23 protein-coding genes are annotated in these 26162 nt (G+C 42.0%); 13 read left to right on the top strand and 10 right to left on the bottom strand.

From position 1 onward, the window contains the following. The first annotated feature begins 108 nt into the window (after positions 1-108). The gene (locus PSYCG_RS11250) at positions 109-1320 is read left to right on the top strand and encodes an FUSC family protein (protein ID WP_020444308.1); all 1212 of its coding nucleotides are present in this window, start codon (positions 109-111) and stop codon (positions 1318-1320) included. Between the two features lie 91 nt (positions 1321-1411). Here the strand turns inward: PSYCG_RS11250 and PSYCG_RS11245 are convergent, their stop codons facing one another. Beyond that, positions 1412-2536, bottom strand: coding sequence for an ABC transporter substrate-binding protein (locus PSYCG_RS11245; protein WP_020444307.1), 1125 nt, complete (start codon positions 2534-2536; stop codon positions 1412-1414). A 265-nt stretch (positions 2537-2801) separates the two neighbouring features. On the opposite strand from PSYCG_RS11245, the gene PSYCG_RS11240 reads away from it, so the two are divergent. Next, positions 2802-3593 (top strand): 3-oxoacyl-ACP reductase, encoded by a 792-nt coding sequence (locus PSYCG_RS11240; RefSeq protein WP_020444305.1) that lies wholly within the window; start codon positions 2802-2804, stop codon positions 3591-3593. Positions 3594-3644: 51 nt separating this feature from the next. Continuing rightward, positions 3645-3908: a hypothetical protein gene (locus PSYCG_RS11235; protein ID WP_020444304.1), complete on the top strand. Its 264-nt coding sequence runs from the start codon at positions 3645-3647 to the stop codon at positions 3906-3908. A gap of 98 nt (positions 3909-4006) precedes the next feature. Here PSYCG_RS11235 and PSYCG_RS11230 read toward each other — a convergent pair whose 3' ends face one another. The 3 genes from PSYCG_RS11230 to parC all read right to left on the bottom strand — a co-directional run bounded on the left by PSYCG_RS11230 (position 4007) and on the right by parC (position 8352). After that, entirely contained in the window at positions 4007-4804 is a 798-nt protein-coding gene (locus PSYCG_RS11230) for a Cof-type HAD-IIB family hydrolase (RefSeq protein WP_020444303.1), read from the bottom strand. Positions 4805-4947: 143 nt separating this feature from the next. Further along, a complete protein-coding gene (locus tag PSYCG_RS11225) occupies positions 4948-5994 on the bottom strand; it encodes an RES family NAD+ phosphorylase (RefSeq protein ID WP_020444302.1) in 1047 nt (348 codons plus the stop codon). A gap of 39 nt (positions 5995-6033) precedes the next feature. Then, entirely contained in the window at positions 6034-8352 is a 2319-nt protein-coding gene (gene parC / locus PSYCG_RS11220) for a DNA topoisomerase IV subunit A (RefSeq protein WP_041772317.1), read from the bottom strand. 706 nt (positions 8353-9058) lie between these two features. Between parC and PSYCG_RS11215 the strand changes: the two genes are divergently transcribed. The 5 genes from PSYCG_RS11215 to PSYCG_RS11195 all read left to right on the top strand — a co-directional run bounded on the left by PSYCG_RS11215 (position 9059) and on the right by PSYCG_RS11195 (position 15696). Next, the gene (locus PSYCG_RS11215; RefSeq protein WP_011514469.1) at positions 9059-10786 is read left to right on the top strand and encodes an AMP-binding protein; all 1728 of its coding nucleotides are present in this window, start codon (positions 9059-9061) and stop codon (positions 10784-10786) included. Between the two features lie 544 nt (positions 10787-11330). Then, on the top strand, positions 11331-13115 hold the full coding sequence (locus PSYCG_RS11210; RefSeq protein ID WP_020444299.1) for an AMP-binding protein: 1785 nt from the start codon (positions 11331-11333) through the stop codon (positions 13113-13115). 236 nt (positions 13116-13351) lie between these two features. After that, on the top strand, positions 13352-14068 hold the full coding sequence (gene rph, locus PSYCG_RS11205) for a ribonuclease PH (RefSeq protein WP_011514467.1): 717 nt from the start codon (positions 13352-13354) through the stop codon (positions 14066-14068). A gap of 75 nt (positions 14069-14143) precedes the next feature. Further along, positions 14144-14635 (top strand): hypothetical protein, encoded by a 492-nt coding sequence (locus PSYCG_RS11200; protein ID WP_011514466.1) that lies wholly within the window; start codon positions 14144-14146, stop codon positions 14633-14635. Positions 14636-14871: 236 nt separating this feature from the next. Continuing rightward, positions 14872-15696 carry a hypothetical protein gene (locus PSYCG_RS11195; RefSeq protein WP_020444298.1) on the top strand — a complete coding sequence of 275 codons (825 nt, stop codon included), beginning with the start codon at positions 14872-14874 and terminating at the stop codon, positions 15694-15696. A 104-nt stretch (positions 15697-15800) separates the two neighbouring features. Here PSYCG_RS11195 and hemJ read toward each other — a convergent pair whose 3' ends face one another. The 6 genes from hemJ to serB form a co-directional block, all read right to left on the bottom strand. Beyond that, complete coding sequence (gene hemJ / locus PSYCG_RS11190) at positions 15801-16235, bottom strand: protoporphyrinogen oxidase HemJ (protein ID WP_020444297.1); 435 nt, start codon at positions 16233-16235, stop codon at positions 15801-15803. Positions 16236-16332: 97 nt separating this feature from the next. Further along, positions 16333-17463 (bottom strand): biotin synthase BioB, encoded by a 1131-nt coding sequence (gene bioB, locus PSYCG_RS11185; RefSeq protein WP_020444296.1) that lies wholly within the window; start codon positions 17461-17463, stop codon positions 16333-16335. Positions 17464-17672: 209 nt separating this feature from the next. Next, the gene (locus tag PSYCG_RS11180) at positions 17673-18179 is read right to left on the bottom strand and encodes a hypothetical protein (RefSeq protein ID WP_020444295.1); all 507 of its coding nucleotides are present in this window, start codon (positions 18177-18179) and stop codon (positions 17673-17675) included. Positions 18180-18349: 170 nt separating this feature from the next. Next, entirely contained in the window at positions 18350-18739 is a 390-nt protein-coding gene (gene aciT / locus PSYCG_RS11175; RefSeq protein ID WP_020444294.1) for an AciT family ciprofloxacin tolerance protein, read from the bottom strand. A gap of 372 nt (positions 18740-19111) precedes the next feature. Then, positions 19112-20122, bottom strand: coding sequence for a DUF368 domain-containing protein (locus PSYCG_RS11170; RefSeq protein WP_020444293.1), 1011 nt, complete (start codon positions 20120-20122; stop codon positions 19112-19114). Between the two features lie 204 nt (positions 20123-20326). Next, positions 20327-21529, bottom strand: coding sequence for a phosphoserine phosphatase SerB (gene serB, locus PSYCG_RS11165; RefSeq protein ID WP_020444292.1), 1203 nt, complete (start codon positions 21527-21529; stop codon positions 20327-20329). A 451-nt stretch (positions 21530-21980) separates the two neighbouring features. On the opposite strand from serB, the gene PSYCG_RS11160 reads away from it, so the two are divergent. From PSYCG_RS11160 to PSYCG_RS11140, 5 genes are all read left to right on the top strand, one after another. Next, a complete protein-coding gene (locus PSYCG_RS11160; RefSeq protein WP_020444291.1) occupies positions 21981-23504 on the top strand; it encodes a hypothetical protein in 1524 nt (507 codons plus the stop codon). Between the two features lie 193 nt (positions 23505-23697). Continuing rightward, positions 23698-23934, top strand: a complete 237-nt coding sequence (locus PSYCG_RS11155; RefSeq protein ID WP_011281113.1) for a PA3496 family putative envelope integrity protein — start codon at positions 23698-23700, stop codon at positions 23932-23934. A gap of 337 nt (positions 23935-24271) precedes the next feature. Then, positions 24272-24829 (top strand): UPF0149 family protein, encoded by a 558-nt coding sequence (locus PSYCG_RS11150; protein WP_020444290.1) that lies wholly within the window; start codon positions 24272-24274, stop codon positions 24827-24829. A gap of 139 nt (positions 24830-24968) precedes the next feature. Beyond that, a complete protein-coding gene (locus PSYCG_RS11145) occupies positions 24969-25433 on the top strand; it encodes a YbjQ family protein (protein ID WP_020444289.1) in 465 nt (154 codons plus the stop codon). 51 nt (positions 25434-25484) lie between these two features. After that, positions 25485-26021: a YbjQ family protein gene (locus tag PSYCG_RS11140; protein ID WP_020444288.1), complete on the top strand. Its 537-nt coding sequence runs from the start codon at positions 25485-25487 to the stop codon at positions 26019-26021. Positions 26022-26162: the final 141 nt, after the last annotated feature.

The following is a 26162-nucleotide window of genomic DNA, read 5'->3' as shown; positions in this document are numbered from 1 at the left end:
CTGGTGATGTGCGAGCTTGTTTTGACACTTAACGTCTTTTATCTTTTAATAGGTAAAAGGCGTTATTTTTATGCTTTTTTTAATTTTAATTCTCATTAATGATAAGAGATGTGCTGCGTGAAGCCGACTTTTTTACAACGATTTACCGCTCCTGTGATAGAGCCATACGCTCGCTATCAGCATGCTGATGTGCTGCATGCTATACGTTTGGGCGTGGCAGTTATACTCGCTTTATTAGTCAATAAAGTCACCAATTTTCCACATGGAGAATGGACGACTATCACTGTTTTTATTATTCTAGGATTGCTACAGTATCAAGGTGCAATCTATACTAAGGCTAAAGAGCGAGTACTTGGTACTTTATTAGGTATTGGTGCTGCGCTCGGTATTGTATGGTTTAGTCAAGGCGTAGGGACATGGTTGTGGGTAGATTATGTCATCATTGGACTGATGAGTGGTATTATTGGCTATCTGGCGATTAGGAATCTTGGCTACACAGGGTTATTGACTGGTATAACCATGTTGATGATTGTCTCAGATTTGGGTCAAAGCACTATCGGTCAAGATGGTATCTACCGTGCCCTTAATATTTTACTTGGTACAGGGCTTGCAGTTGCAGCGACATTGATTTTGCCATTGAAGTCCACATTGATGTGGCGATTCTTACTGGCTAGTAACCTCGATGCTTGTAGTAATCTTTATGCTAGGGTAGGCAATCATATCGATACTGCTGAAGAATTGATTGATGGTGCTTTTCAGTACGTCAATCCAACAGTCTTTGCCGTACCTGTTAACAAAGCCTTAGTGATAGAGCTACAGCAGATCAATAAAAGACTCTTAGCGGTACGCCCCCATTTGGCAGCAACAACGAGCGAGTCTGGTATCGATAAAGAGACAATTGAGAGTATTCAACGTACCCACCGAAATATTATTGGTACGATTGATCTGCTGCTAACGGCAGCACCGCGCTTGGCCAGTATCGAGATCGATGAGGATAATCATATCCTGCTCATACATTATCAGCACGAATTAACACAAGTGATGCAACATATGGCAGCAGTGTTGCGTAGCCCAAGTGATGAGGTGTTTCGTCCTATTACGCGTATTACCTTATCAGAATATCCAAGCGTAGAAAATTTAGGCTTTGAATGGCAGGGCTACTTTTGGTTAACACAAACTTTACAAGTGCAATTACAGCAGCTTAGTGACTTATTACAAGAGACTAAGCCGCAGTGGTTTGCGGCTTCTGGTCTGCGCTACCAGCGCCGTGAACAACGACGTATAGAGGAGCATGGCGGTGAAACAGATTTGCATTTATAAATAAAAAACGCTGACTCTATAAAGTCAGCGTTTTTTTACGATCATAATTATTAAAAACGGCTATCAAAAATCGGCCATTAATAAACAACGATTAACGACCGGTTTTTAGCTTATCCCAATACTGTTGATACACCTGCAATGCTTCATCACCAACATCTTCTTGGAATTCAGCTTTTGCCAATACGTCTTTACTAGGGTAGATGGTTGGATTATTTTTGACGTCATCTGGCATCATTTCACGTGCCGCAATATTAGGCGACGCATAACCTATCTCTTCACTAACAATTTTGGAGTTCTCAGGACGTAGCAGATAGTCTATAAACTTGTGGGCTGCATCGACTTGCGTGGCGTTTTTAGGAATGACAAAATTGTCCATCCATAATATCGCACCTTCGGTTGGGTATTTATACACCAAGCTAGTGAGACCTTCACTATTAGCAATGATAGCTTCACCATTCCACGTCATACCGACGCTGGTTTCACCTTCCATATATGGCATACGTGAAGCATCTGAGTTAAAGGTTTTCACATTCGGCATCAAGGTGGTGAGCTTCTCATAAGCGGCTTTAATTTCGTCAGGATTTCTACTGTTGCCAGAGTAGCCTAGGGTTAATAGCGCCATGCCAAACACTTCGCGCATATCATTCATCAGCATCACTTGACCTTTATACTCAGGACGCCATAAGTCATTCCAACTATTGACCGTGGCTGGATCAACCGTCTCGCCATTGATAGCAAGACCGGTGCTGCCCCACATATAAGGAATCGAGTATTTGTTTTCTGGGTCAACCTTGGTATTGGTAAAAGAAGTATCAAGGTTTTTAAAATTGCTCAATTTAGACTTATCAAGCTCTTGTAGCAGACCTTCTTTTGCCATTTTTTCGACATAATACGTCGATGGAATCGCCAAGTCGTATTGGCTAGAATCATCAAGCAGCTTTAGCTTGGCATACATGGCTTCATTAGAGTCAAAGGTGGTGTAATTGACTTTGATACCGGTCTCTTCAGTAAAGCCGTCAAGTATTTCTTGCGGCATATACTCTGACCAGTTATAAAGGTTCAACGTGACATCGCTGGTAGCAGAACTATCGATAGGCGCGTTATCAGATTTGCTACAGCTGGTAATAGAGAGTCCGATGGCGGCACAGAGCAATGCTTTCGGCAGTATTTTAATAGAGGCGCGAGTAGACCAATTGGATAAAGATAAATGGGACAAAATGTCTCTCCTAAATTAGGGCAAAAGGTGAAAAGCGGGCGCATGATCCGTCATAAAATTAATTCATTATACGGTTATGATCATGGTAAGTCGAAATTTATAGGGCAGTGATTTAACTGCGTTCAGCACTAGCCAATGCTAGGAGTACTGCTCATGAAATGATAGCAATCAATCATGCTATGATAAGCGTGACTTGGTCTTTAGCTAGAGCTCTTTAAGTATAGTCATACTCTAACCATAACATAATAATAAAGGATACAACATCATGGCTCAAACCGTTATTCCGGCACTTCTTACTGATAAAATTGCTATCGTCACAGGCGCCAGTCGTGGTCTCGGCGCTCAAATCGCCATGCAGATGGCAGCGGCAGGCGCGAGCGTTTACGTGAATTATTTGCATAGTAAAGAGGCGGCTGAAAAAGTGGTTGCTGATATCGAAGCAGAAGGCGGGCGTGCTTTTACTTATCAAGGGGATGTAACTGATTTAGCACAAATGCAAGCAATGGCAGCGGCAGTCATAGAACGTTTTGGACGTATTGATATATTGGTCAACAATGCTTTACCAAGCTATCAGTTTAACCCGAGTGCTGATTATACCAGTATTGAGACTGTGAAATGGGCACATTTTTCTCAGCAAATTGACGGCATTGTCCAAGGTGCCGTCAATACAGTACAAGCGGTATTGCCACAAATGAAAACTCAGCAGATGGGTAAGATCATCAATATCTCAACCAACTTGGTTTATAATCCGGTCGTCACTTATTATGACTATACCACTGCAAAATCAGCGCTTATTGGTCTAACGCGTAATCTAGCAGCGGAGCTTGGGCAATATGGTATTCGTGTGAACTTGCTAGCAGGTGGACTATTAAAAACGACTGACGCTAGTAAATTAACCACTGAAGAAGTGTTTGATTATATCGCAACGACGACACCACTTCGTCAAGCGACCTCAGTTGCCGACTTTGCAAATTCAGTACTATTGATGGCATCTGACTTGAGCTCAGCTATTACTGGTCAATCTATCGCAGTTGATGGCGGTTTAACGATGCCTTAATAATGGCATTATTTACTAAATAAATTGACTTGATTGTACAAGAGAGACGAGATGACGAATCGTAAAATCGCTGGCATTATTACTGCTATTATAGGACTGTGCGCCATCATCGCTTTTTTCAATGATGGTATGAACACACCCTTGTTAAGCTGGCCATTGGAAGCTTATCTTGGCGTGGCATTCACTATTGGCTGGTTGACTAATTTACCCACTTTTTTGGCTTATTTAATCGCCGCATTGATCTTTGTTTTGATCGCTGTCGCACTTTATAAACTAGGTAGTTGGCTTTATAGAGTAGTATTTAAACGCAGTTAAATGTAGTGATAGATCAAATGAATGGTTCAACCTGCCTATTTGCAGACCATTCATCTGCTTGACTAAACTCATAAATGACCCTATTCAAGCCCACACTGTCACGATGCTATATGCAAATGATCGAGTACCGCTTGTATTCCATATTCTTCAATTGTCCCAGTGACAAAATCCGCACGCGCGATCAGCTCGGGTTTTGCATCGCCCATTGCCACCGCATAGCCGACCAAATCAAACATCTCTAAATCATTCAACCCATCACCAAATGCCATACAATCCTTTGCATCAATATCGTAATGCAGGCATAAATCGATGATACCGCGTGCTTTAGATGCCTCGATTGGTAATATATCTGCGCCAATATGATGCCAATGCACCAGTTTTAAATCATCTTGGGCAAAGTCAATTTCCTGCATTTTCTCTTCTTGAGTGTTAAAGAATACCGAGCATTGATAAACCGTATTTGCCTTATGATAATCTGGGTCAAGGATAGAATTAGGCGTTATCGCATTGTATTCACGCAGGCGCGCGTTTTCATGTGACCATGCAATATGCGTTGCGGAGTCAAATTTGTGGATGAGTTCACTTTTTTGGCATAGCATTACAATCTTGTTGGTCTGCGTATCGGTTAATGGATAATGACTAATCATGCCCTCTTTATTAAAGCTATATTGTCCATTCATACAGATAATGGCATCCAATACATCAGCGTCAAGTAAGGCTAATATATCAGCAGGCAATATGGCTTTGGAACGTCCGGTTGAAATCACCAGTTTAATATCAGTCTGGGCGAGTGCTTCAAGCGTTGCTTGGTTGTGCGCGGCGATAATACCGTTACGGCTTAAAGTATCGTCGATATCAAAAAATATGATTTTGGGGGTGGGTGTTTTATTATTCATAATGGCTTTGAAAGTCCTATTTATAGTAAATATGATTGTTTTATTATTATGTTATTCATTTAAAAAAGCTTATCAAGCTCAGTGAAAAACTGCTCGATGTTATCCAAATATCGTAATTATATTTCATTTCATCCATTGTAGCGCTATGCATATGGGCTTATGACTGGTCCAAATTGTATATTATATTTTACGTTTGTTAGTATGATTTTATTAATACACTTAATTTCGACTTTACCATCTTTAATAGGGTATCCAAATAAAGCTATATTTTCTACGATTTTACTTTGTTCAAAAGCTTTATACTCTGGTATTTTTCTATTTGACATACCATAAGTTGTATCAAATGGCATGCTTCCAGTACGAAGAAGGCTAAAATAAGATGGATAAATAATACCGTCAAAGCCAGCTTGTTGTACCTTCTTGCTAATTTCTCTAATAGTTTCGTAGGAATGATCTGTCGCTAAGAAAAGCATATAAACAGCTAAGTCTACGCTTTCAAATTCAGTTGATGCTTCATCTATAATTCGGCTTAAATCTAGTAGTTTTAAATTTAGATTAGGTCTTATAGTGGCTAAAAATATATCATCTAATGCTGTTACTCTACATTCATGGAGACAAACTTCAATATCTTGAGAGCCATATAATATAGGATGAGCCACATCGTCTAGTCTGCCAGTACCTAAAAATTGGCTCGGTGGGCTATCATACTGACTATGATTATCAGGCTCATTGGGGTTTATTCTTAATCGATAGAATACCTCATCTTGAGTTAATGTTTTAGTAGGGTATAAAGAAAGTATCTTTTCAATAATTTGAAAACGTTTTTCTGTATCACATAAGTCTTTTAGTGGCTCATTTTCTCCAACCATCCATAACCTTGGCCCATAGTAAAAGAACCCAATACCTAAAGCTCTTTCAAATAGTTCCATATCTTTTTTGAGAGTAGGCGTGGCATCAATATCAGTTTTTTGAGATTCATTAAACTCTATGACTGGTGAAAATCCATAATCACATCTATATAATGACCCCCATACGAAAAAACTATGAGCTAGCCTTATAAGTATTTCTTTGTCTAATTTAGCGCCCGAATGGCTTTCACAGTTTGGGCAGTTGTCAGTACTTTCTTCTCCTAACATGAAAGCTTTTAATTTTAAGCCTTCATCTTTAAAACAATTTGAACAGCAAATCATGATGTACTCAATATATATCAAAGTTTAAATTCAAAGAGTTTAATTCACTACCTCAACACTCGTCACATTCTGAAAGCCTCTTGGCAGCTGACCGCCACGGCTACCGCGTTTAGAGGTATAGTTGGCTAAGTCCATCGGCTTTAAGGTCACATGACGCTTGCCAGCAGTAATGACTAAGCTGTCCTGTTTACTGAGTGGCGTGATGGTAAGCACTTCCTCATCACCTTTTAGGTTAATCATCTTATTGCCCTTACCGCGAGCCTGTTCAGGCAAATCGCTCAGTGCAAAGATTAATAAATAGCCAGCATTGGTCACGACAGCGATATGATCAGGAGTAGAGCTATTTTCGCTAACAGATATGCCATTATTATCAGGGCTTACCATCAAATTAGCTTGAGCATCTATACGCGCGATGGGTAACAATCGGCTATTAGCCGCTAGATTGATGATATTTTTACCAGCTTTTTGATTGCTATCTAGATTACCAATGGTATTGATAAAACCGTAGCCTTGCGAGCTGGCTAAGATGATGCGCTGGTCATTATCACCGGTTAGCAATTGCTCGAAAGTCGCGCCTGCTGGTGGTTTTAAGACGCTGGTGAGCGGATCGCCTTGACCACGAGCAGAAGCGAGGCTATGCGCATCGATACTATAGCTGCGTCCGGTACTATCGAGCACGTAGATCTTCTCATTAGATTTAGCGCGAACGTGGGCTTGGTAGCTATCACCTGAGCGATAAGCCATGCCAGCAGCATCAACGTCATGACCTTTAGCCGCACGAATCCAGCCGGCTTTCGATAGGATAGCGGTGACAGGCTCGCTTGGTACGAGGTCAGATTCTTTGAGCGCTTGCGCTTCTTCGCGTTCTGCCAATTGCGATACGCGCTCGTTGCCGTGTTCTTTCATATCAGCAGTTAGCTCATCAATCATCAAATTGGTCAGGCTATCTGGATTGTCCAAGTATTCTTGAATGATAGCGCGTTCAGCAGCTAGATCATCTTGCTCGCGGCGTAGCTCAATCTCCTCTAACTTTGCCAACTGACGCAGACGAATATCCAAGATAGCATTGGCTTGGATTTCAGTCAGGTCATAGTCTTGCATTAATGATAATTTTGGGTCGTCTTCTTCACGAATGATGCGAATAACTTCATCGATATTCAGATACGCAATCAGTAAACCTGCGAGGATATGCAAGCGCTTATCGATTTTATCAAGGCGATATTGCAAGCGTCGCGTGACTACTGAGCGGCGACAGACAAGCCATTCTTCTAGAATTTCTTTGAGGTTTTTGACCTGCGGCTTACCGTTTAGGCCAATCATATTCATATTGACGCGGTAATTGCTTTCTAAATCAGTGCTGGCAAATAGATGGCTCATGACGCGCTGCACGTCGACCCGTGTTGATTTTAGCTCAAGCACGATACGGCAGGCATTTTCGTGGTCTGACTCATCATGAATATCAACAATCCAAGGCAGTTTCTTATCGGTCATCAGCTTGGCGATTTGCTCTTGAATCTTATTGCCTGATACTTGGTAAGGAAGGGCATTGATGATGACAAGATTTTTCTCTTTCGGATCAATATGAAAGGTTGCCCGCATTTTATAGCTGCCACGTCCAGTCTCATACATCGCTTGCAAGTCTTTTTTGCTGGTGATGATCTCAGCTGGGGTTGGCAAATCAGGCGCTGGTATCGATTGAGTTAATTGCTTAACCGACAGCTCAGGGTTTTTGAGCAGACGAATCGCCGCGCGTACCACCTCATTCAGGTTATGCGGCGGAATATCCGTTGCCATACCGACGGCGATACCAGTTGTTCCATTCAATAGAATATTGGGCAAGCGGGCAGGTAGGGTGGTTGGCTCCAACATCGTACCATCGAAGTTATCTTGCCAATCAACCGTACCTTGACCAAGTTCCGCGAGCAAGGTATTGGCATAAGCAGACATTTTGGCTTCGGTATAACGCATGGCCGCAAAGGACTTGGGGTCATCAGGGCTACCCCAGTTACCTTGACCAGTGATGAGTGGATAGCGATAGCTGAAAGGCTGTGCCATCAGTACCATCGCTTCATAACAAGCGCTGTCGCCATGCGGATGATATTTACCCAACACGTCACCAACGGTACGCGCAGACTTTTTCGCCTTCGCTGTCGATTTTAGCCCAAGCTCGCTCATGGCATAAACAATACGGCGCTGGACAGGCTTTAGACCATCAGCAATATTTGGTAGCGCCCGATCCATGATGACGTACATGGCATAATTAAGATAGGCTTGCTCAGCGAACTCTGCCACTGAGCGCGTATCCATTGGTTCATTTGCAAGGATTGGGTCAAGCGTGTGATCGATAACATCGGACATAAAATAGGGTTCACTTATCAGTTTTAATAGGTATAAAAAATCGGTGCAATCGTGCAAATAGGATAGTGCTATCCTAAAGGATATTGGTGCAATTAAAAAGCCACTACTTAGTATAAACGACAGTGCATGACGTGCTTAAGCTAATGGTTTTATTAAGCATGATGATCCTATAATGTTTTGGTCGATAGTTTTTAGAAAATAATATGAGTGTCGTTCATGTTACTGCTTTTTATTCTCTTACTTATTACATTTACGTTTTCACCCATATAGCCTTAATAATGCTCATAATCATAAAATCGATACAGGCAAGCAGTGTACAGGCTAAGCGCTTATCGTTTTGCTCAATGTCACTTCCAGATTTTAATGGATTCTATCTACGAATAGACGATAAATACTTATCAACAAAAAGTGGGTTACTTGCTCGAAATCCTAATTAACTCACTGATATAAATGTAAATATTGACCGTCAAGTTACTTTACGAACTCAAGTAGCATTTTTTTGTATTGAGTAGTTTGTATAAAGTGTGTATGTTAAACAATAAAGGGCTATTTACCGCTAAATTGTTGACTCATCACAATATCTTTGCACCGCCAGCCTTGCTTGCCATCACTGTGGTGAGCTTGCACACCGAGTCTTTGTACGTTTATCACATTGTGATAATTATGGGTTCACAGTAGCGCATTATTTATTAGGAGAAGTAAGATTATGGAAAATCAAGGTAACCAGATCCGTCGTAACGATAAAGTATGGGTAAAAACTTACGAAAAGCTTGGTATTCAATATGATATTGATATGCCAGCCGCCAATACTTCTTTAATCGATATATTTGAACGGAATTTTGTTAAACATGCTGGTAAAACAGCGTTTGTGTGTATGGACGTCAAGCTTTCCTACGAAGATTTAGATCGCTATAGTAAACAAATTGCTGCCTACTTGCAGTCACTTGGGCTGAAAAAAGGCGATAAAGTCGGCGTTATGATGCCAAATATTTTGCAGCTACCAGTTGCAGTATTGGGTGTGCTGCGTGCGGGTATGACCTTGGTCAACGTCAATCCGCTTTATACCTCAAAAGAGCTTGAGCATCAGCTAACAGACTCTGATACCAAAGCATTATTTATTTTAGAGAACTTTGCCAAAACCTATGAAGAGATTGGTAAAGACTTGGTTGACCATGTCGTTGTAACCTCGATGGGCGACTTGATGAGCCCGTTGAAAGGCTTTATTGTCAATATGGTCGTGCGCCATGTGAAAAAACTGGTACCTGATTATAACCTTAAAAGCAGCACCAACTTTAAAACGGCACTGAATCGCTTTCCGGCGAAAAATTATAAACGTCCAGATAATATCTGCCTTGATGATATTGCTGTTCTGCAATATACCGGTGGTACCACGGGTGTTGCCAAAGGCGCGATGCTTACCCATGGCAACTTAGTTGCCAACCTGATTCAGTGTGATACCTATCTTGGTGACGCTTTCGATAAATTTGACGGTATGGCTGAGCAACCCGTTATCATGACGGCATTGCCGCTGTATCATATCTTCTCATTTACCGTTTGTGGCATGTTCGGCTTATATCGCGGCTGTATCGGGCTACTGGTGCCGAATCCACGTGATGGTGCAAGCTTAATCAAGGCTTATAAAGATTACCCACCTGCGTTTTTCCCAGCAGTTAATACCCTATTCAATGCGTTAGCGAACAGTGAGGTATTTAAAGCCTTAGATCATAGCAAGCTTGAGATGTCTATGGGCGGCGGCATGGCGGTTCTAAAAGATACTGCTGAGAAATGGCAAAAAATTACTGGTAACGTGATTGTACAAGGTTATGGTCTGTCAGAGACTTCTCCGGTTGCGTCTGCAAACCCACAAGGTAATGGCGAATTCTCAGGCAATATCGGTCTGCCGATGCCAGCGACTGACATGGCTATCTTGGATGAAGAAGGCAATGAAGTAGATCTTGGTGAGCGCGGTGAGATTTGTGTTCGTGGTCCGCAAGTGATGAAAGGCTACTGGAAACGTGATGATGCTACGGCTGAAGTCATGACGTCTGACGGTTATTTCCGTACGGGTGATATCGGTGTGATGGATGAAGAAGGCTACTTTAAAATTGTTGATCGTAAGAAAAACATGATTTTGGTCTCAGGCTTTAACGTGTATCCAAACGAAGTAGAAGATGTGATGTCAGCCCATCCAAAGATTCTGGAATGTGGTGTCATCGGTGTCGAAGATGAAAAGAGTGGCGAAGTACCGAAGATTTATGTGGTGCGTAGTGATGACAGCTTGACGAAAGAAGAAGTGCTTGCCTATAGCAAAGAAAACCTAACTGGTTATAAGCGTCCGCGTTATGTTGAGTTCATCGATGAGTTGCCAAAATCGAACGTCGGTAAGATTTTGCATAAAGATCTGCGTGTACTTGAAGAAAAGAACCACGGTTAGAATATTTACCATCAAGTTCAAAGCGCTTTTTATCTGCTTTCATCTTTATCTATTAGTAAGAAGCAGGGATGAAAACCGCTTAATAGTTGATGTGGCAGTTAGTAAAAATAGCTATGATATATTGTTGTAAAAGATGGTTATCAATGATGATAAGGTCGCTTATATAGGGCCTTATCATTTTTTTGTTTTCCTATTATGATTTGGTGGTATTCATAGAGAATTCTCCATAAAGCTGATATAGTCCGTATCGATATTTTTTGCACTTAACGATAAAAGTGTGGATTTTTTAGCCCAGAGCTTTCACAGAATGATCACTATAAAGCACTGTAGCTGTGTTAGCTTTAACGGTTTTATAGTAAATAATAGAGTGGAGTGTGAAGGTGATAATTTTGATTTAAAAGATTTGTGAATGATAAGATCTGTTTGCTTATGAGCGAAAAGACTTCTTATTCACAAGTTTTTGATTTTGCAAATGAGTGACTAACGACCACGGTGATTTAATTAGACATATTCTATATTTTAACGGCCACATTTAAGGAAAATTATGACTGATAATATCAATAAAGAGATGACAGACCATAAAGCTGCGAACAATACTCAATCAAAGGCTGGAACGAACGCGTTTCCTACTATGCCGACGATAGCGAGTGACAGTCCATGGTTAAGTGCTTATGAGCGCTATGGCATTAATGCTACCATTGAGATGCCAGATGACAGTACCTCTTTACTTGATGTGTTCGAGCGTAATTTCAGCCGTTATGGACAGAAAACCGCCTATATCTGCATGGGTGCTTCTATTACATTTAAGCAATTGGATTTATACAGTCGTCAAATTGCCAGTTATTTACAGTCATTAGGGCTCGTAAAGGGTGATAAAGTCGGTGTCATGATGCCCAATATCTTGCAGTATCCTGTGGTGGCTTTGGGTATCATTCGCGCAGGTATGGTGCTGGTCAATGTCAATCCTTTGTATACCAGCCGCGAGTTATCGCATCAGCTGCATGACAGTGGCACCAAAGTATTATTCATCGTCGAAAACTTTGCAAAAACTTATCAAGATGCGCAAGATAAGGGTCAAGTGAAGCATGTCATCGTCTGTAAAATTGGCGATATGTTAGGTACGATCAAAGGACCCGTGGTCAATCTGGTCGCCCGCCATGTCAAAAAAATGATTCCCGCGTATCGTTTGCCAGAGAGCACGAGCTTTAAGCAGGCATTAAGTGCCGTATCAGCTAGCAAATATCAGCGTCCTGATTTGAACTTAAGCGATGTGGCATTATTGCAATATACTGGTGGTACGACTGGGGTAGCTAAGGGTGCGATGCTGTCTCATGGTAACTTAATCGCCAATATGTTACAGATTAGCGCGCTCATGGACAGCGCTTTTGAAGAGGATATAGACGCTACTGATGTGCTTTTGACCGCGCTACCGCTATACCATGTGTTCTCGTTTATGGTTTGCGGGATGTATAGCATGTACCAAGGTTGTGCTGGTTTGCTGATTCCAAATCCGCGTGATCTTGATGGTTTGATTAAAGAGATGGGCAAATATAAACCGGCCTTTATTCCTGCAGTAAATACTTTGTTTAATGGCTTGGTACATAAAGAAAGTTTTGCAGATTTAGATTTCTCTAGTCTAAAAGCCTCTATTGGTGGCGGTATGTCGGTACTCCCAAGTGTGGCAAAAGAGTGGCATAAAATCACTGGTCTGCCTATCGTTGAAGGCTATGGCTTGTCTGAAACTTCACCAGTGGTTGCCTTTAACCCAATGACCATTGCTGAATTTACTGGGAAGATTGGTATCCCTGCCCCTAGTACCGATGTCATTTTGATTGACGATGATGAAAACATGGTGGCTATCGGTGAGCGTGGTGAAATCTGTGTCAAAGGTCCACAAGTCATGATTGGCTATCAAAACCGCCCTGAAGAAACGGCTGAAAGCTTTACTGACAGTGGCCATCTTAAAACAGGCGATATCGGCATTATGGACGAAAAAGGCTTTATCAAAATTGTTGACCGCAAAAAAGACATGATTTTGGTTTCTGGTTTTAATGTTTATCCAAATGAAATCGAAGAAGCCATGAGCGAGCATCCAGGGATAGTAGAGTGCGGCGCGATCGGGATTCCAAATGATGATCGCGGCGAAGACCCAAAGCTATATGTGGTCAAAAAAGGCAATGTGACCGAGCAAGAGCTGCTTGATTTTGGCAAAAAACAACTGACCGGCTATAAGCGTCCACGTCATATTCAATTCGTTGACGAATTACCAAAATCAAACGTGGGCAAAATCCTGCGTAAAGAATTGCGTAAGATGGAAGGTTTAGAATAACTTTTACAGCTATTTTTAATCAAGACAGCGGTGCGATAGCTTGTGTGAATCTTGCTATTGCACCGTTGTCACGTTAGGATAACCTAACATTTAGCCCTGCTAGAGCATTCAGCTGTCATTTATTTTAATATATAAATTTGCTGGAAATACTGATTGGCTAACCACATAACCATAAATTTAAATATAAACCTCTTATTTTATAACACTGCTTTTACAACTTCGTACTAGGGAATTTTATGCGTATTGACAACCGTGAGCTTAATCAACTTCGCTCAATCAGCTTTGAGCGCCATTACACTAAGCATGCTGAAGGGTCAGTATTGGTCAGCTTTGGCGACACCAAAGTACTGTGCACCGCAAGTGTAGAGTCTGGCGTACCGCGTTGGCTCAAAGGTAAAGGCAAAGGCTGGATCACGGCTGAATATGGCATGTTGCCACGCGCGACCAATACTCGTAATCAACGTGAAGCGGCTCGCGGTAAGCAATCAGGTCGTACTCAAGAAATTCAGCGTTTAATCGGTCGTAGTTTACGTGCCATGATTGATTTGAGTAAGCTTGGCGAAAATACCATTTACTTAGATTGTGATGTCTTGCAAGCGGATGGTGGTACTCGTACTGCTAGTGTGACCGGTGCCGCGATTGCCCTTATCGATGCCTTAGAGAGCATCCAAAAAACTAAGAAACTAAAAGCGGATCCATTGATTGGTTTGGTTGCTGCCGTTTCTGTTGGTATGAAAGATGGTAAAGCGTACTTGGATTTAAACTACGAAGAAGATGCCAGCTGTGATACGGATTTGAACGTGGTGATGACCCAAAAAGGCGAGTTCATTGAGCTACAAGGGACGGCGGAAGAAAAGCCATTTACTCGTGCTCAAGCTGACGATATGCTTATTCTAGCCGAAAAAGGTATCGCTGAGCTGATTGCTATGCAAAAAACCGCCTTAGGTTGGTAGTCATATAAGACCGCAATACGGCTTACTATTGATATTTTTATAATACTTTCACTGCTTTTCTATAGGTAAACGTGCATGCTTAAGCTGACTGATGACGGCGCCAAAATTACCTTACAAGGACAGCCCCAAGCATTAGACAATGGGCTGTTTTGGTTTGGTGCGGCGTTATTGGTAGGTGCAGTATGCGTCGCGCTGGCAATGAGTCTGTTGCCGGTACGATGGTCAATTGGTGCGCTTGCACTGCTAATTATCGGTAGCTTCTTTTTTAATCGGCAGCGCCAACAGCATAAAAAAGCGACAGCAGGTAATATTAGTAGCGGCATCTTATGGGTGCGTGCTGGTGAGCTGGTACATGACAACCAAGGCAAGCGTATGCCTATTCAGCTAACTGACAGCGATATGATAAGTCTAGTAGGCGAGCAATTAGAGATTACTGATGGCGATTCTAGACGTAAATATTGTATTAGTGGTTTTGATAATATCCAAGAAGCCACTGCTACCAAAGCGATTCTACAAGGTCAAACACTGACCAAACGTCATGTTAATATCAAAATGAGCAGCGATTAAGACCTTTATTATTAAAGGTTTTTTAATGTTAAAGTTTTTTAACCCGCTCATCTTGTCTTATTTATTTACCGCTTATCCTTATATTTATACCTTTTATCGTTTATTTAAGCGTGATAAGGCTTGCAGAATCCTGTCCAAATGGTTTATAAGTAAGATTGAAAAAATCTCATCATACTTATAATGAATACGGTTATCGCTACTATGGTTATTGATACTATATTGACAAGGAGCTAGTCATGTCGCGTTTGTCCATTTGGTCAATCACAACGTCGTGCAGTGCATTATTACTTACTCTCGGTGCAGTCGGTCAAGTTCACGCCGATAGTATGAGCAGCTTGATTGCTCAAAAATCTTCTCTAACTGATTATAGCGCCCGCTATACACCATCGTACCCCGCTGTCCCTGCTGCTAAAATCAGTACGCGATCCACTATCCAACGTGCTGGTACTTCTAATAGTTATCGTTTAAATACAAGTAATACACAACCAAGTTATTCTAATAGTAGCTATGCTAATAAAACCTACTCTAACCAAAATGCTTATGTTAGCAATAACCAAACTAATTATCGCTATCCTGAAGTACAACGCCAAGTATCATCAGTTTTGCCGGCCTTTTTATCAGGCAACTATGATAATGTCGATAGCGAGTATCTACCGTTACTCAGCAATGCCGAAACGCAAAGTAGTCTGGCTGCCCGTGAAGTCATCAGCACTGCCCGTAAAATGGCGCTGAACGAGCGTACGATTATTCAAGGCGGCTGCTGGGATTATCTGAATGCAGTATTTAAACGAGCAGGGGTGACGCGCGATACTATCCATAAAGGTACCTATGGTCAAGGTCCTTATGCCAATAGTGGTGAAATCGAAGTTGGTGACTGGCTCTACTATATCAATCATGGTTATAACGGTGTCGAGCACAGCGGATTGTTTGTCGGCTGGGTTGATGAGCAAGCAAAGCAAGCGCTGATATTAAGCTATGCTGGCGAGAGCCGCCGCGAGCCTGCGCGCTATCGTGTTTATGATTTGAGCAATGTCTATCAAATTATGCGCCCGAACGTTTAATATAGACCTTCTTAATCTAGTTTATTCAAACATAAAAAAGCGTCCCTCACTTCATCAAGTGAGGGACGCTTTTTTATTAAGCATTGCCTATGCTAGAGCCAATTTTAGAACGGTTTAACCACCACTAGAATCACAATAATGACTAAAGCAAATACGGGTATTTCATTAAACCAGCGCCAAAATACATGCGACTTATATTGCGGGTTATCGACCAGCTTTTTACGATAAAAACCACAGGCACCATGATAAGCGGACAATAGAATAACTAGAAAGATCTTTACGTGTAGCCAGCCTTGGGTTTTATAGACGTCCCAACCCAAAAACACCATCCATAACCCAAAAGCCCACGTCGCTATCATAGCTGGCGTCATGATGCCGCGATAGAGCTTGCGCTCCATGATAGTAAAGCGCTCTTGACTGATCTTGTCATCGCTCATTGCATGATAGACAAATAGGCGCGGCAAGTAGAAAATCGCTGCAAACCAACACACCACGGATATAATGTGTGCCGCTTTAATCCAATTAAAATAATCTGCCATGCTGAAGTCTCTTTGGTTATTTTAAGCAATGATAAACGCGGGCAAGCTTAGCGCAGATTATCTAATAATGGTAGCGTTAAGCCAAAACTACTCAGCCTCAGCTAGCCAAAACAACTTGTGATTGATGACCGCTCATAGCATCCATGACGGGCACTTGCTTTGGTGCGCGAGGAGCGGCAAACTGCTTGGTTAAGCCAAGCTCGCGCATGAGTCTATCATCGCCTGATTGACTGGCGTTACCCGTGGTCAGCAGTTTGTCACCATAAAAGAATGAGTTGGCACCTGCCATAAATGCTAATGCTTGCTCAGCGTCAGATAAGCTTTCGCGACCAGCAGATAAACGTACATAGCTACTTGGACAGCAAATACGTGTCACAGCAATGGTACGAATCCACTCAAGAACTGACAATTGACCTTCTGCCAAGACCTTATCACCGATTGGCGTGCCTTGAATCGGCACCAATAAGTTGACTGGAATAGACTCTGGTGCTTTAGGCATTTTTAGTAGCTCGTGCACCCAGTCAATGCGGTCATCACGGCTCTCACCCATACCGACGATATTGCCGCTACAGACGTTGATACCTGAGTTGCGTACGTTGGTGATGGTATCTAGACGCTCATCGTAGCTGCGCGTACTAACTACTTGCTCATAGTAGCTTCTAGACGTATCCAAATTATGATTGTAGTAATCCAGTCCTGCGTCTGCCAGTTGTGCGGCCTGATCAGTATCTAGCATACCTAGAGTCATACAGGTCTCAAGCCCTAAGGCTTTGACTTCTTTGACCAGCTCGACCACATAAGGCATGTCTTTGGCACTAGGGTGCTTCCATGCTGCGCCCATACAAAATCGTGATGAACCAGTAGCTTTTGCGCGTTTGGCAGCGGCAATCACCTTGTCCACCTCTATGCGCTTCTCAGCGACCAGCTTGGTTTTATCGCGGTGATGACCGGATTGTGAGCAGTAGCCGCAATCTTCAGGGCAGTTGCCAGTCTTGATAGACAACAAGGTGCTGATTTGTACTTCATTGGCATTGAAGTTCTGACGATGTATGGTTTGCGCTTGTAATAATAAATCCATCAATGGCAAATCGAACAATTGGGCAATTTGCTCGCGACTGTATTTGCTGGCAGTGGCTTGTGTGGCATCGGTCGTTAGTGATGCTAAAAAATCGTTGTCATTGCTATTAGCGTTGTTATTTGGCTCTGTGATATTAAGCAGTGCTGACATAATATAAATCCTTTTATAAAGATATTAGGCATGGTCATAGAAGATAAACATCGGATGTCGCTCATCTGATTTAATTTTTTAGTAGTACTATCTACAATAAAAAAGGTTGCGCTATAGTATAGCGCAACCTTTTTAGAAAATCAGAAACTAGCGAAGCAGTCATTCAGCTATCAGTAACAGCTAGCTAGCTATCGCTTCTGATTATTCGATTATTTACCCAACTTGTGCTTAGCAACGCCGACCCAATGGTTGGCAAGTTTTTGTGCTTTATAAGCATATGGCTTGGCTTTTTGGATATAAGGTTTACATTCTTCTGGAATGGCTGGCACGATATGCTTAGCAAGTTTATTGAACCACATCATTAGGCTGTAATCGCCTTCGATGCTTAAGTTGCCTTCTTGTACGGCAGTCATAAAGGCAGGAAGGCTGCCTTTAGTTAAAAGCTTAACGCCTGTCATAGAGTCTTTAAAATTGATAGTCAGGTCAGCTTCTTTAGCATGACCACTATGTTGGCTAAATTTACCATTATCAAAGCTATAATAACGTGCCACATCTGCTTCAGTGCTAGCAAGCTCAATGATAACCTTACGATCTGCAAGTATTTTTTTAACATCTTCATTATCGCTATCAGCTAGCATCGACAAACGATAACCAATCACAGCTAATAAAACATCTAATGGATCAGACTTAATATCCAAAACCGGTACAGTAAACATAGACAAACTCCTAAAAAATAAGACGCAAATAATGCGTACTTTATAACAATTTTTGTGACAAATATATAAGTAGATTATAAACGATTGCTAGGTGTCAATTCTTTAGGAGTTACGTAGAGAGCCTTAAGTATCTTGTAACATTCGATGACAGCAATATGATAACGCAGGGTTTAATGAAAGCGTGGCTGATAGTCGTCGTCATAGACGGGCGTATGCTCTATATAACGCGCTGCTTGTAGCTCACGCTCTTGTATCATGCTGCGACTGACATCCTCATAACGTAACGCTCGATACAAGACCCATGCGCCCAAAGGCAGCCAACTGATACCCATAGCAATTACATAATTGTGCCATTCTGACCATAAGAACCAATGTGTCACTAAACTATGAATCATTTCTACGGCTAACCAGTATCCCATGCCGCCAAACAAATACCAAAGCAACCAGCGCTGTGATGACACAGCAATAGCAACAACTGCGATTAAAAATAAACCATAGCCCAATATGGCACTTGTACTCAACGCCTCGCTACCAAATGTAGAAAATATTGTTAATAACATTGTTCATCTCGCTCTTCATAAGGTGAATTCCAACAAGGCTATTATGTAAGTTTGTAACAGAAAGCTAAAGCCTCTGAAGGCTACTTTGCGACAACAGCTGACGTTTGATTTTTTAAAAGTATTTAGCAAAATAAATGGTAAATCTTACAGTTTTAGACAACAAAAAAACGCCTTAATCTGGGCGTTTTTTTTCGATGGTAAGATTTAATATAGTGAGTTCAATATAGAAGAGTTATGTTAAGAATAGCATTATGCTGGTATAAATTTCTCTCGCTTGCTGTGCGCTTTGCACTCCAGAGGCTTCGCAAAATTTATCCCAGCAGTACTGTATGCTTTTTAAATTGAATCGACTATAGCAAGAGTAGACAGGTATTAAGGGCGAGGGCTACGGCGACCCCAAAGCGATAAGGCAGTCACTAGAATGGCACCTAATAGCATCAAGCTCAAGGTCGTTAACCACTCTGCGCCAGTAGGGTAATGCCATGGCATGACGTTATGGATGGCTTCACTATTTAATGTCCCTAGGGCATCTGTTTTCCAAGGCCAGACTTTGACTAACGAGCCTGCGATAAAGCCGATAAGTAGCGCTAAAGTAGCTTGATAATAACGGGACAATAACCATTTGAGCATACGGGTAAAAAGCAATAATCCCGTTGCCATACCAGCCACCAATGTAAAGATAATAGCAAAGTTTAAAGTATGAACCGCTTCGAGTACCGTGTCATAAGCACCCATCAACAATAAAATAAAAGATCCTGAGATGCCTGGTAATATCATCGCGCAAATAGCGATCGCACCGGCAACAAACAAATACGGCAAACTTGGCGTCGTGTTCATCAGAGGCAAGCTGCTAATGATAACGGCGCTGGCTACTCCAAGTAGGAATAAGAGCGCCCGTCCGATATTCCAGCGCTTAATCTCACTTAATAACAGAAAAACAGTTGCAATGACCAAACCAAAAAAGAATGACCAAATCATTAAAGGCTGATTGTCTAATAAATGCTTAATAACACCGGCAAGCGTTGCAAGGCTGGTGGCAATACCCATCAACAGGAACAATAAAAAAGTGGCATCGACTTGTCGCCATACTGCGATTAAACCTTTGATACCACCCTCTTGGCGAAAGACCTGCCAAAGATTGGGACCCACACTGCTCAAAGCGTTAATTAAGCGCTCATAAATACCTGCAATCAGTGCAATCGTACCACCAGAGACGCCCGGTACAATGTCAGCCGCGCCCATTGCCAACCCTCGCACATAGACACCCAGTAATTCCTTGGGGCTATTTTTATAAATCGGGCTGCTTTCGTCAGCAGCAGGTTGGTTATCTAACTGGGTGGAAGATGACTGGGCATCTGGCCGTGGTGATTGTGATGCCGTCATGGACAATCCTTTTTATTGGACAAGATAAAGTTACTGGATAAGATAAAAGTTATTGAAAAAGATAAACATGGCAATATGAAATGACAATCGCGCATGGCAGTATAGTAGCGCCAAAAAACACTGTAAAGCAGAGAATAAACCATAAAAGCTGGACCAATTAAAATGTATCAGCCCAGCTTTTGGTTCGATATCTTTTATAATTAGCTAAACTTTGCTGCGTTCACTGCTGCGTACAAATGCAGGATAGCCTAGCGCATATAGCACGCCTTCAAGCCCTGTGACATTCACAGCGGCATCGGCGCGCGCTTGTACGATAGGTTTGGCATTAAAAGCCACGCCCAAATCGGCCAGTGCCATCATCGGTAAGTCATTGGCGCCGTCACCGACACAAACCACTTGAGACATCGTAATACCTAGGCGCTCAGCCGTATGGGCGACGATAGCCGCTTTTTTAGCCCCATTAACGATAGGCAACTGTATATGACCGGTGACTTCACCTTCTTCGATATCCAATGAGTTGGCGTGTACTTCATCAATACCCAATTGCTCGGCGATATAGCGAGCGAAGTACGTAAAGCCACCGGATACAAGTACCGTATGATAGCCCAAAGCTTTTAGAGCGCTAATGGTAGCCAAGGCACCTGTCGATAATGTTAAGCGACTGCAAATTTCATCAAGCACGCTGGTTGGAATACCTTGCAATAACGCCACGCGCTGCGCAAAAGATTCATCAAAATCCATCTCGCCCCGCATGGCGGCTTCAGTGATGGCTTCTACTTGCTCGCCAATACCTGCCGTTTTTGCCAGCTCAACGATGACTTCTTGTTCAATCAAGGTAGAGTCCATATCAAAGCAGGCAAGCTTATGAGTGCGCAGCATATGACCGACCGATAAGATATGACAATCGACGACATCCAAATGATCGCTTACGACGGCGTTTTGAGCGTTGTTATAAGCTTCAGTCAAGTCGCGACGCAAACGCGTGGTCAATTGGTCATCAATGATATGTGCGGCGGCAGTTTTTTTGGCAGGATGCATCAGGGTATCAGTCACGGGCACCAATAAATAACGGAATACTTGCACATCGATAAATGAGCGTTTGGCAAAAGGTTGCGCCGTGTCTACATCAGCAATTTCAACATCTACAAAATTGGCATCAGCATCTTCTGCAACCGTGACCAGATGCCAATTTGGCTGCTCATCAACCCATGATTGTACATACTGGTGGATATCAAGTGAAGATACATGCGTCGGCAATACCACAATCAAAGCAAAAATAGGCAAGGATTGTAGTGCATCAAAATCCTGTAAATTGGTACCCTCTGGTAATAACGAGGCCACGGAATCAACCGCCTGTTGCCATGCTTTGCTGTCTTTTGGTAACGAGTAAGAGGTATTGTTTGGCATCGCTCAATTGTCCCTTGTATGCTGATATAAGATTAGGAATAATAACAGCTTTAGTAAGCAGCGACTATAGATGAGACGCAAAGTATCAGTAGCGAATAAAACAGCAAATAAAACGGCGACTGTTGCAAAAAAATCTCCGTAAAATTGAAATTACTCATTACAAAAAAATTATGATACTCGCTAACGCCATAACCCTTACTATGGTGATATAGTAGATGTCAATGAGTGGGTAAGCGAGTCGTAAATACTGCTTAAATGCTTGCGCCACACATAATTGCACAACATAACTACTGTACGATAGCAGCGTTAAATAATCAGTCTTATAAAAAAAGATTATTTAGACAATGCGGTATTGAATTGAACAAATATAGCTGCATACTCTTGCAAAAATGAGCGAATGAGCAATAGCCTCGTTTTTTAACTCCATTTATCCAAAAAAGTTTCCCATATCATGACCTATTTAGCGCCGCGGCAAGGGTTGTTTGCCATCATTCTTCTGGTTAGTTTTTGTTTGCAAACCCTATTATTGGTCATCAGTACCGATCAACAGCTGAGCAACAGTCGTGCGCAAAAAGGCGAGCAAATGGTCGCTCAGCTCATTGACGAAGCGCGCCTGTCTTTAGAAAATAAAGACCGTGTCAGCTTAAGCGTTATTGCCAATCGCTATACCAGCGAACAAGACGTAACCCGTATCCTGATTAAAGACAATAATGGCGATATCTTGGTGCCTGTCGGCAATGCGCCGATGCAGCAGGGTGATACTATTAGCCAAATTGCAACCAAAGGCGATGCGGTCATTGGTAGTGTGGCATTGACTCTAAAGGATATTAGCAAGGGTGAAATCATCGCCATGCAATGGCCATTTGTGATTGGTTCGATGGTGCTGCATTTATTGCTGTGGCTGATTTACAGCTATATCGCTCGTCCAACTAGAGAGCAAATCAATGCCATCAGCCGCGATGTTCAAGACTTGCATCGTGAGCAATATACGCAGCTCGATCAGCGTGGTTATGCTCGTGAGCGAGAACGTCGTCAATCAATGTCTGCTGATGATGGTGATAATGGTGATAATGGTGAGACAGGTACTAGCCAAAGTGATCGTTTGGTCCATGATGGTCAATCTAATGGTCAAGCAGCTGCAAGTGCAGGGTATAACCAGCAACCTAATACGCGTAAATTAGATATTCATAGTGCTGTCAATCAGTATGTCAGAACCCAGCAGAATCAAGATTCGACGCTCGATGATAATACTAACGGTACAACTGCGGATACTGCCAGTAATATGACAGACAGTGATGTCAGTGATCATACTGCTCATAAAGCAGAAGACAGTAGCCAGCATGCTAACAATCATGTCTCTCGATTGTCTGCCACCAGAGCATTTGATAGTGTCAGCGTCCAGATTGTCTTTCATGATGAGTTCAATATGCTTGAGCGCTTGGCACCGTCTCAACGTCTGCCGTATTTGGCACTCTGTACGCAGCTACTAAACCAAGCGGTGACTGAGTTACTGAAACAGCCATTGTTGTTGGGTGTAAGCGCAATCAATGAACCACACTTTGATGAAAGTGGTGCTTATGTGATGCTTAAAGCAGAGAATAGCCATGCAAAAGTTGCATTGGCAGGCGTGATGCTAGCCAAGCTATACTTGATGCTGAATAAAATTATTCATGATAAGCATATTGAGCTGTCACGATTTGCTCTGCCAGCCAAAGCTGGTGTGAGTGACAATGCCCAAGTCGATGCCATGACGCATCTGCTAGATAGCGTCGGCAAAAAAGAGCAGATGCTGATTTTATTGCCGAATGGTGGTCTTAAACAAATCAGTCATCATGTACAAGTACAAAGCGTCATGCGTCCAACGACGGTTTATGAGCGTGAGTGCGCGATATTCGATGGTGGCAATGATGCGATGATTCAGCGTTTGGCCGATGTGCGTAATGCGGTATTGATGATCGATGACTCAGAAGAGTAGGATTAGATACTCTATTTAACTTGCAGAAATTGTCTACAATTGCCTGCGCGATAATGACCAATAGTGTCTTGTTGTTGACTTGTAAATGCGTCATAGTAATAAAAAGCATTGACAAGGCTTAATAGAGACTTTATAAGGCATATATATATTGATAACTTTTCAGTAATTTTGCCAAAAAAGATAGGAGTTGGTCATGAGTGATGCTGATATTGATGACGATTTTGATGATGATTTCGTTGATGATGATGATGCAAAGATGGTTGAAGAAGCAGAGACGAGTGTACGTACACGCTTAAGTAGCCTTGAGAAGCGTCGTCTAATTGATAATCTGCTAGAAGAAAAACGTTTGGCTAAAGAGCTAAAGGATGATCTAGACGATATCGATAATTTTGATGAAGATGGCGATGATTGGGATGATGACGAACTTTAATTCGTCATCGCTATAATAGGGCTATCACGCAAATATTTTGCGAATAATTTTTAAGTGTTGATTTGCACTCTTATGGCTATTAGCTAACCATCGTTAACTAATTATCCTAAGTGTGCTGTGTTAAGCTGGTTGGGTTCTGATTTTGATAGTATCAATAGTGAACAGCACCTATTTAGCCAGCTATTTCTCACAGCTGTACTTTAGCAATGATTGATTTAAAAAATCTTTGGGTAGATTGACTTATTCAAGATAATCGTCATCTTTATACCTCTCGTTATTTTATATAACTCTTATTTATTGCGCATGGCGCAATCCATCTTTTAAGGACAACGACACCATGACCAACCAACTTAGTTTCGATGAACTACTCGATTATTTAGACAACGAAGAAAGCGCATTTGTACTTGATAGTGTTGCGACTCATGGTTTTTTGACTGCGACCGTTATTGGGCGTCCACTGCCTAATTGGTTAGAAGCATTGTTTGAAGATAATGTGAGCGAGATTCCAGCAAACGTGATTGATGGTATTCAGCGCTGGCGCGAGTCGATCATCGCTGAGCTAAAAAACGAGACGCCTATTGAGCTACCATTTGGTGAAGATGCGGGCAATGAAGAAGTGGCGGTCGATTTTTCTGATGATTCAGATATCGTTGCTTGGTCGATTGGCTTTGTGGATGCAATGTATGGTGATGAAGCCAGTGATTGGATGGAAAACGAAGAGACTGCAGAAGATGTGGCTGTTTTGACCTTGCCGATGATTGTGCTGAGTGGTATCGATGATGAAGATCCTGAGCTTGCTGAGATGCGTAAAGATCAAGATAAAATGGTACAAATGGTAAACAGCATCGAAGGCAACTTAACTGAGCTGTTTTTGTTGTTCCATACTAACGACTAAAGAGTTTGCTCAATATAAATTATTTGAGCAATGTGCTTTTTAATGCGTTTTAAAGTATCGTGCTTTTATCTTGAACGGGCGATACGTTTTTATCATTCTGTAAGTCACTAATTCTGTAGGTTACCAATAAGGCTGTACTATGACTGTCCAACTCTCCAATCTTGAGCACTTGCCCAACTATCAGATTACTGAGCGCTTGGATGTGGTATACGGCAGTACCGTGCGCTCAAAGCATGTTGGTAAAGATTTATTTGCGGGTCTAAAAAATATTGTAGGCGGTGAGCTCACTGCCTATACGGAGCTGTTAGAAGAATCGCGTCAAGAGGCGATTGATCGTATGATCGTCAAAGCTGAGGCGTTGGGCGCTGATGCAGTGGTTGGACTGCGTTTCTCGACCTCTAGTATTGCACAAGGTGCCTCTGAGCTATTTGTTTACGGTACAGCGGTCAAAGCCGTACGGATGCCACAACAGCCTGTCTATCAATCAACGAATCAGTCATCAAATCATCATTCTCAATATGAAGAGCCTGTGGCGTCAGTTGCTCAGCCTTCAACAGTAAAGTCACCTGATGATTTACCACGCTTTAATCCTTTTGGTGAATAAGACTACGCTCAAGTACTGACAGGTAGCTTTTTTGATGATAAGAGACGTTCCATGAATCAATCGTTCAGCCAAATGTTGATAAACTATGCACCGCTGCTGGTCTTATTTATAGTTGGCTGGTTTTTTGGTGCGCGTCATGAGCGTCAGCATTTGGCAAGATTGACTATTGCCGAAGCTAAGTTGAGCCATATTATTGTCTCAAGTGAGCGTTTTTATGTACCAAAACTGGTCTCTCAGTCTGAGGGTGAGTTGGTGCTTGGTAGCGTCGTTATTGCGCAGGATTATTTTAAAATGGTCATTGCCAAAGTGCTGAGTTTCTTTGGCAAAAATCTAACCACCTATGAGACCTTGCTTGATCGCGCCCGCCGTGAAGCTTTAGTACGTATGCGCACCCAAGCACAGGCAAAAGGCTATAATCATATTTATGGTTTGCGTCTTGAAGTCAGTAACATCAATCAATTGGGTAGTATGGTCGAAGCGATCGCTTACGGTACGGCAGTTATGAGTACTGAAAATTCTACTAAAGCGCCCAATAACGCTTTCAGCAATACTCTTGCCAAAACCTCAATCAATATTTCCAAAAAATAAGCGTTTATACCGTCATAGCTATTTAACTAAAAGTATTTAACGCCAATTATCAAAATCCAAATTATCCAAAAGCTCACATTAAACACTCTCATTTAATCTCATTACAATCCCTTTTATTCCTACTCAATCTCTATATTCTGC

The sequence above is a fragment of the Psychrobacter sp. G genome, from assembly GCF_000418305.1.
Taxonomy (GTDB): domain Bacteria; phylum Pseudomonadota; class Gammaproteobacteria; order Pseudomonadales; family Moraxellaceae; genus Psychrobacter; species Psychrobacter cryohalolentis.
This window is presented reverse-complemented; position numbering and strand designations above follow the sequence as displayed.

Excerpts from the sequence above, each read along its gene's own strand:
- PSYCG_RS11250 (WP_020444308.1), top strand. The coding sequence starts at position 109 with ATGTGCTGCGTGAAGCCGACTTTTTTACAACGATTTACCGCTCCTGTG.
- PSYCG_RS11240 (WP_020444305.1), top strand. The coding sequence starts at position 2,802 with ATGGCTCAAACCGTTATTCCGGCACTTCTTACTGATAAAATTGCTATC.
- PSYCG_RS11235 (WP_020444304.1), top strand. The coding sequence starts at position 3,645 with ATGACGAATCGTAAAATCGCTGGCATTATTACTGCTATTATAGGACTG.
- PSYCG_RS11230 (WP_020444303.1), bottom strand. The coding sequence starts at position 4,804 with ATGAATAATAAAACACCCACCCCCAAAATCATATTTTTTGATATCGAC.
- PSYCG_RS11225 (WP_020444302.1), bottom strand. The coding sequence starts at position 5,994 with ATGATTTGCTGTTCAAATTGTTTTAAAGATGAAGGCTTAAAATTAAAA.
- parC (WP_041772317.1), bottom strand. The coding sequence starts at position 8,352 with ATGTCCGATGTTATCGATCACACGCTTGACCCAATCCTTGCAAATGAA.
- PSYCG_RS11215 (WP_011514469.1), top strand. The coding sequence starts at position 9,059 with ATGGAAAATCAAGGTAACCAGATCCGTCGTAACGATAAAGTATGGGTA.
- PSYCG_RS11210 (WP_020444299.1), top strand. The coding sequence starts at position 11,331 with ATGACTGATAATATCAATAAAGAGATGACAGACCATAAAGCTGCGAAC.
- rph (WP_011514467.1), top strand. The coding sequence starts at position 13,352 with ATGCGTATTGACAACCGTGAGCTTAATCAACTTCGCTCAATCAGCTTT.
- PSYCG_RS11200 (WP_011514466.1), top strand. The coding sequence starts at position 14,144 with ATGCTTAAGCTGACTGATGACGGCGCCAAAATTACCTTACAAGGACAG.
- PSYCG_RS11195 (WP_020444298.1), top strand. The coding sequence starts at position 14,872 with ATGTCGCGTTTGTCCATTTGGTCAATCACAACGTCGTGCAGTGCATTA.
- hemJ (WP_020444297.1), bottom strand. The coding sequence starts at position 16,235 with ATGGCAGATTATTTTAATTGGATTAAAGCGGCACACATTATATCCGTG.
- bioB (WP_020444296.1), bottom strand. The coding sequence starts at position 17,463 with ATGTCAGCACTGCTTAATATCACAGAGCCAAATAACAACGCTAATAGC.
- PSYCG_RS11180 (WP_020444295.1), bottom strand. The coding sequence starts at position 18,179 with ATGTTTACTGTACCGGTTTTGGATATTAAGTCTGATCCATTAGATGTT.
- aciT (WP_020444294.1), bottom strand. The coding sequence starts at position 18,739 with ATGTTATTAACAATATTTTCTACATTTGGTAGCGAGGCGTTGAGTACA.
- PSYCG_RS11170 (WP_020444293.1), bottom strand. The coding sequence starts at position 20,122 with ATGACGGCATCACAATCACCACGGCCAGATGCCCAGTCATCTTCCACC.
- serB (WP_020444292.1), bottom strand. The coding sequence starts at position 21,529 with ATGCCAAACAATACCTCTTACTCGTTACCAAAAGACAGCAAAGCATGG.
- PSYCG_RS11160 (WP_020444291.1), top strand. The coding sequence starts at position 21,981 with ATGACCTATTTAGCGCCGCGGCAAGGGTTGTTTGCCATCATTCTTCTG.
- PSYCG_RS11155 (WP_011281113.1), top strand. The coding sequence starts at position 23,698 with ATGAGTGATGCTGATATTGATGACGATTTTGATGATGATTTCGTTGAT.
- PSYCG_RS11150 (WP_020444290.1), top strand. The coding sequence starts at position 24,272 with ATGACCAACCAACTTAGTTTCGATGAACTACTCGATTATTTAGACAAC.
- PSYCG_RS11145 (WP_020444289.1), top strand. The coding sequence starts at position 24,969 with ATGACTGTCCAACTCTCCAATCTTGAGCACTTGCCCAACTATCAGATT.
- PSYCG_RS11140 (WP_020444288.1), top strand. The coding sequence starts at position 25,485 with ATGAATCAATCGTTCAGCCAAATGTTGATAAACTATGCACCGCTGCTG.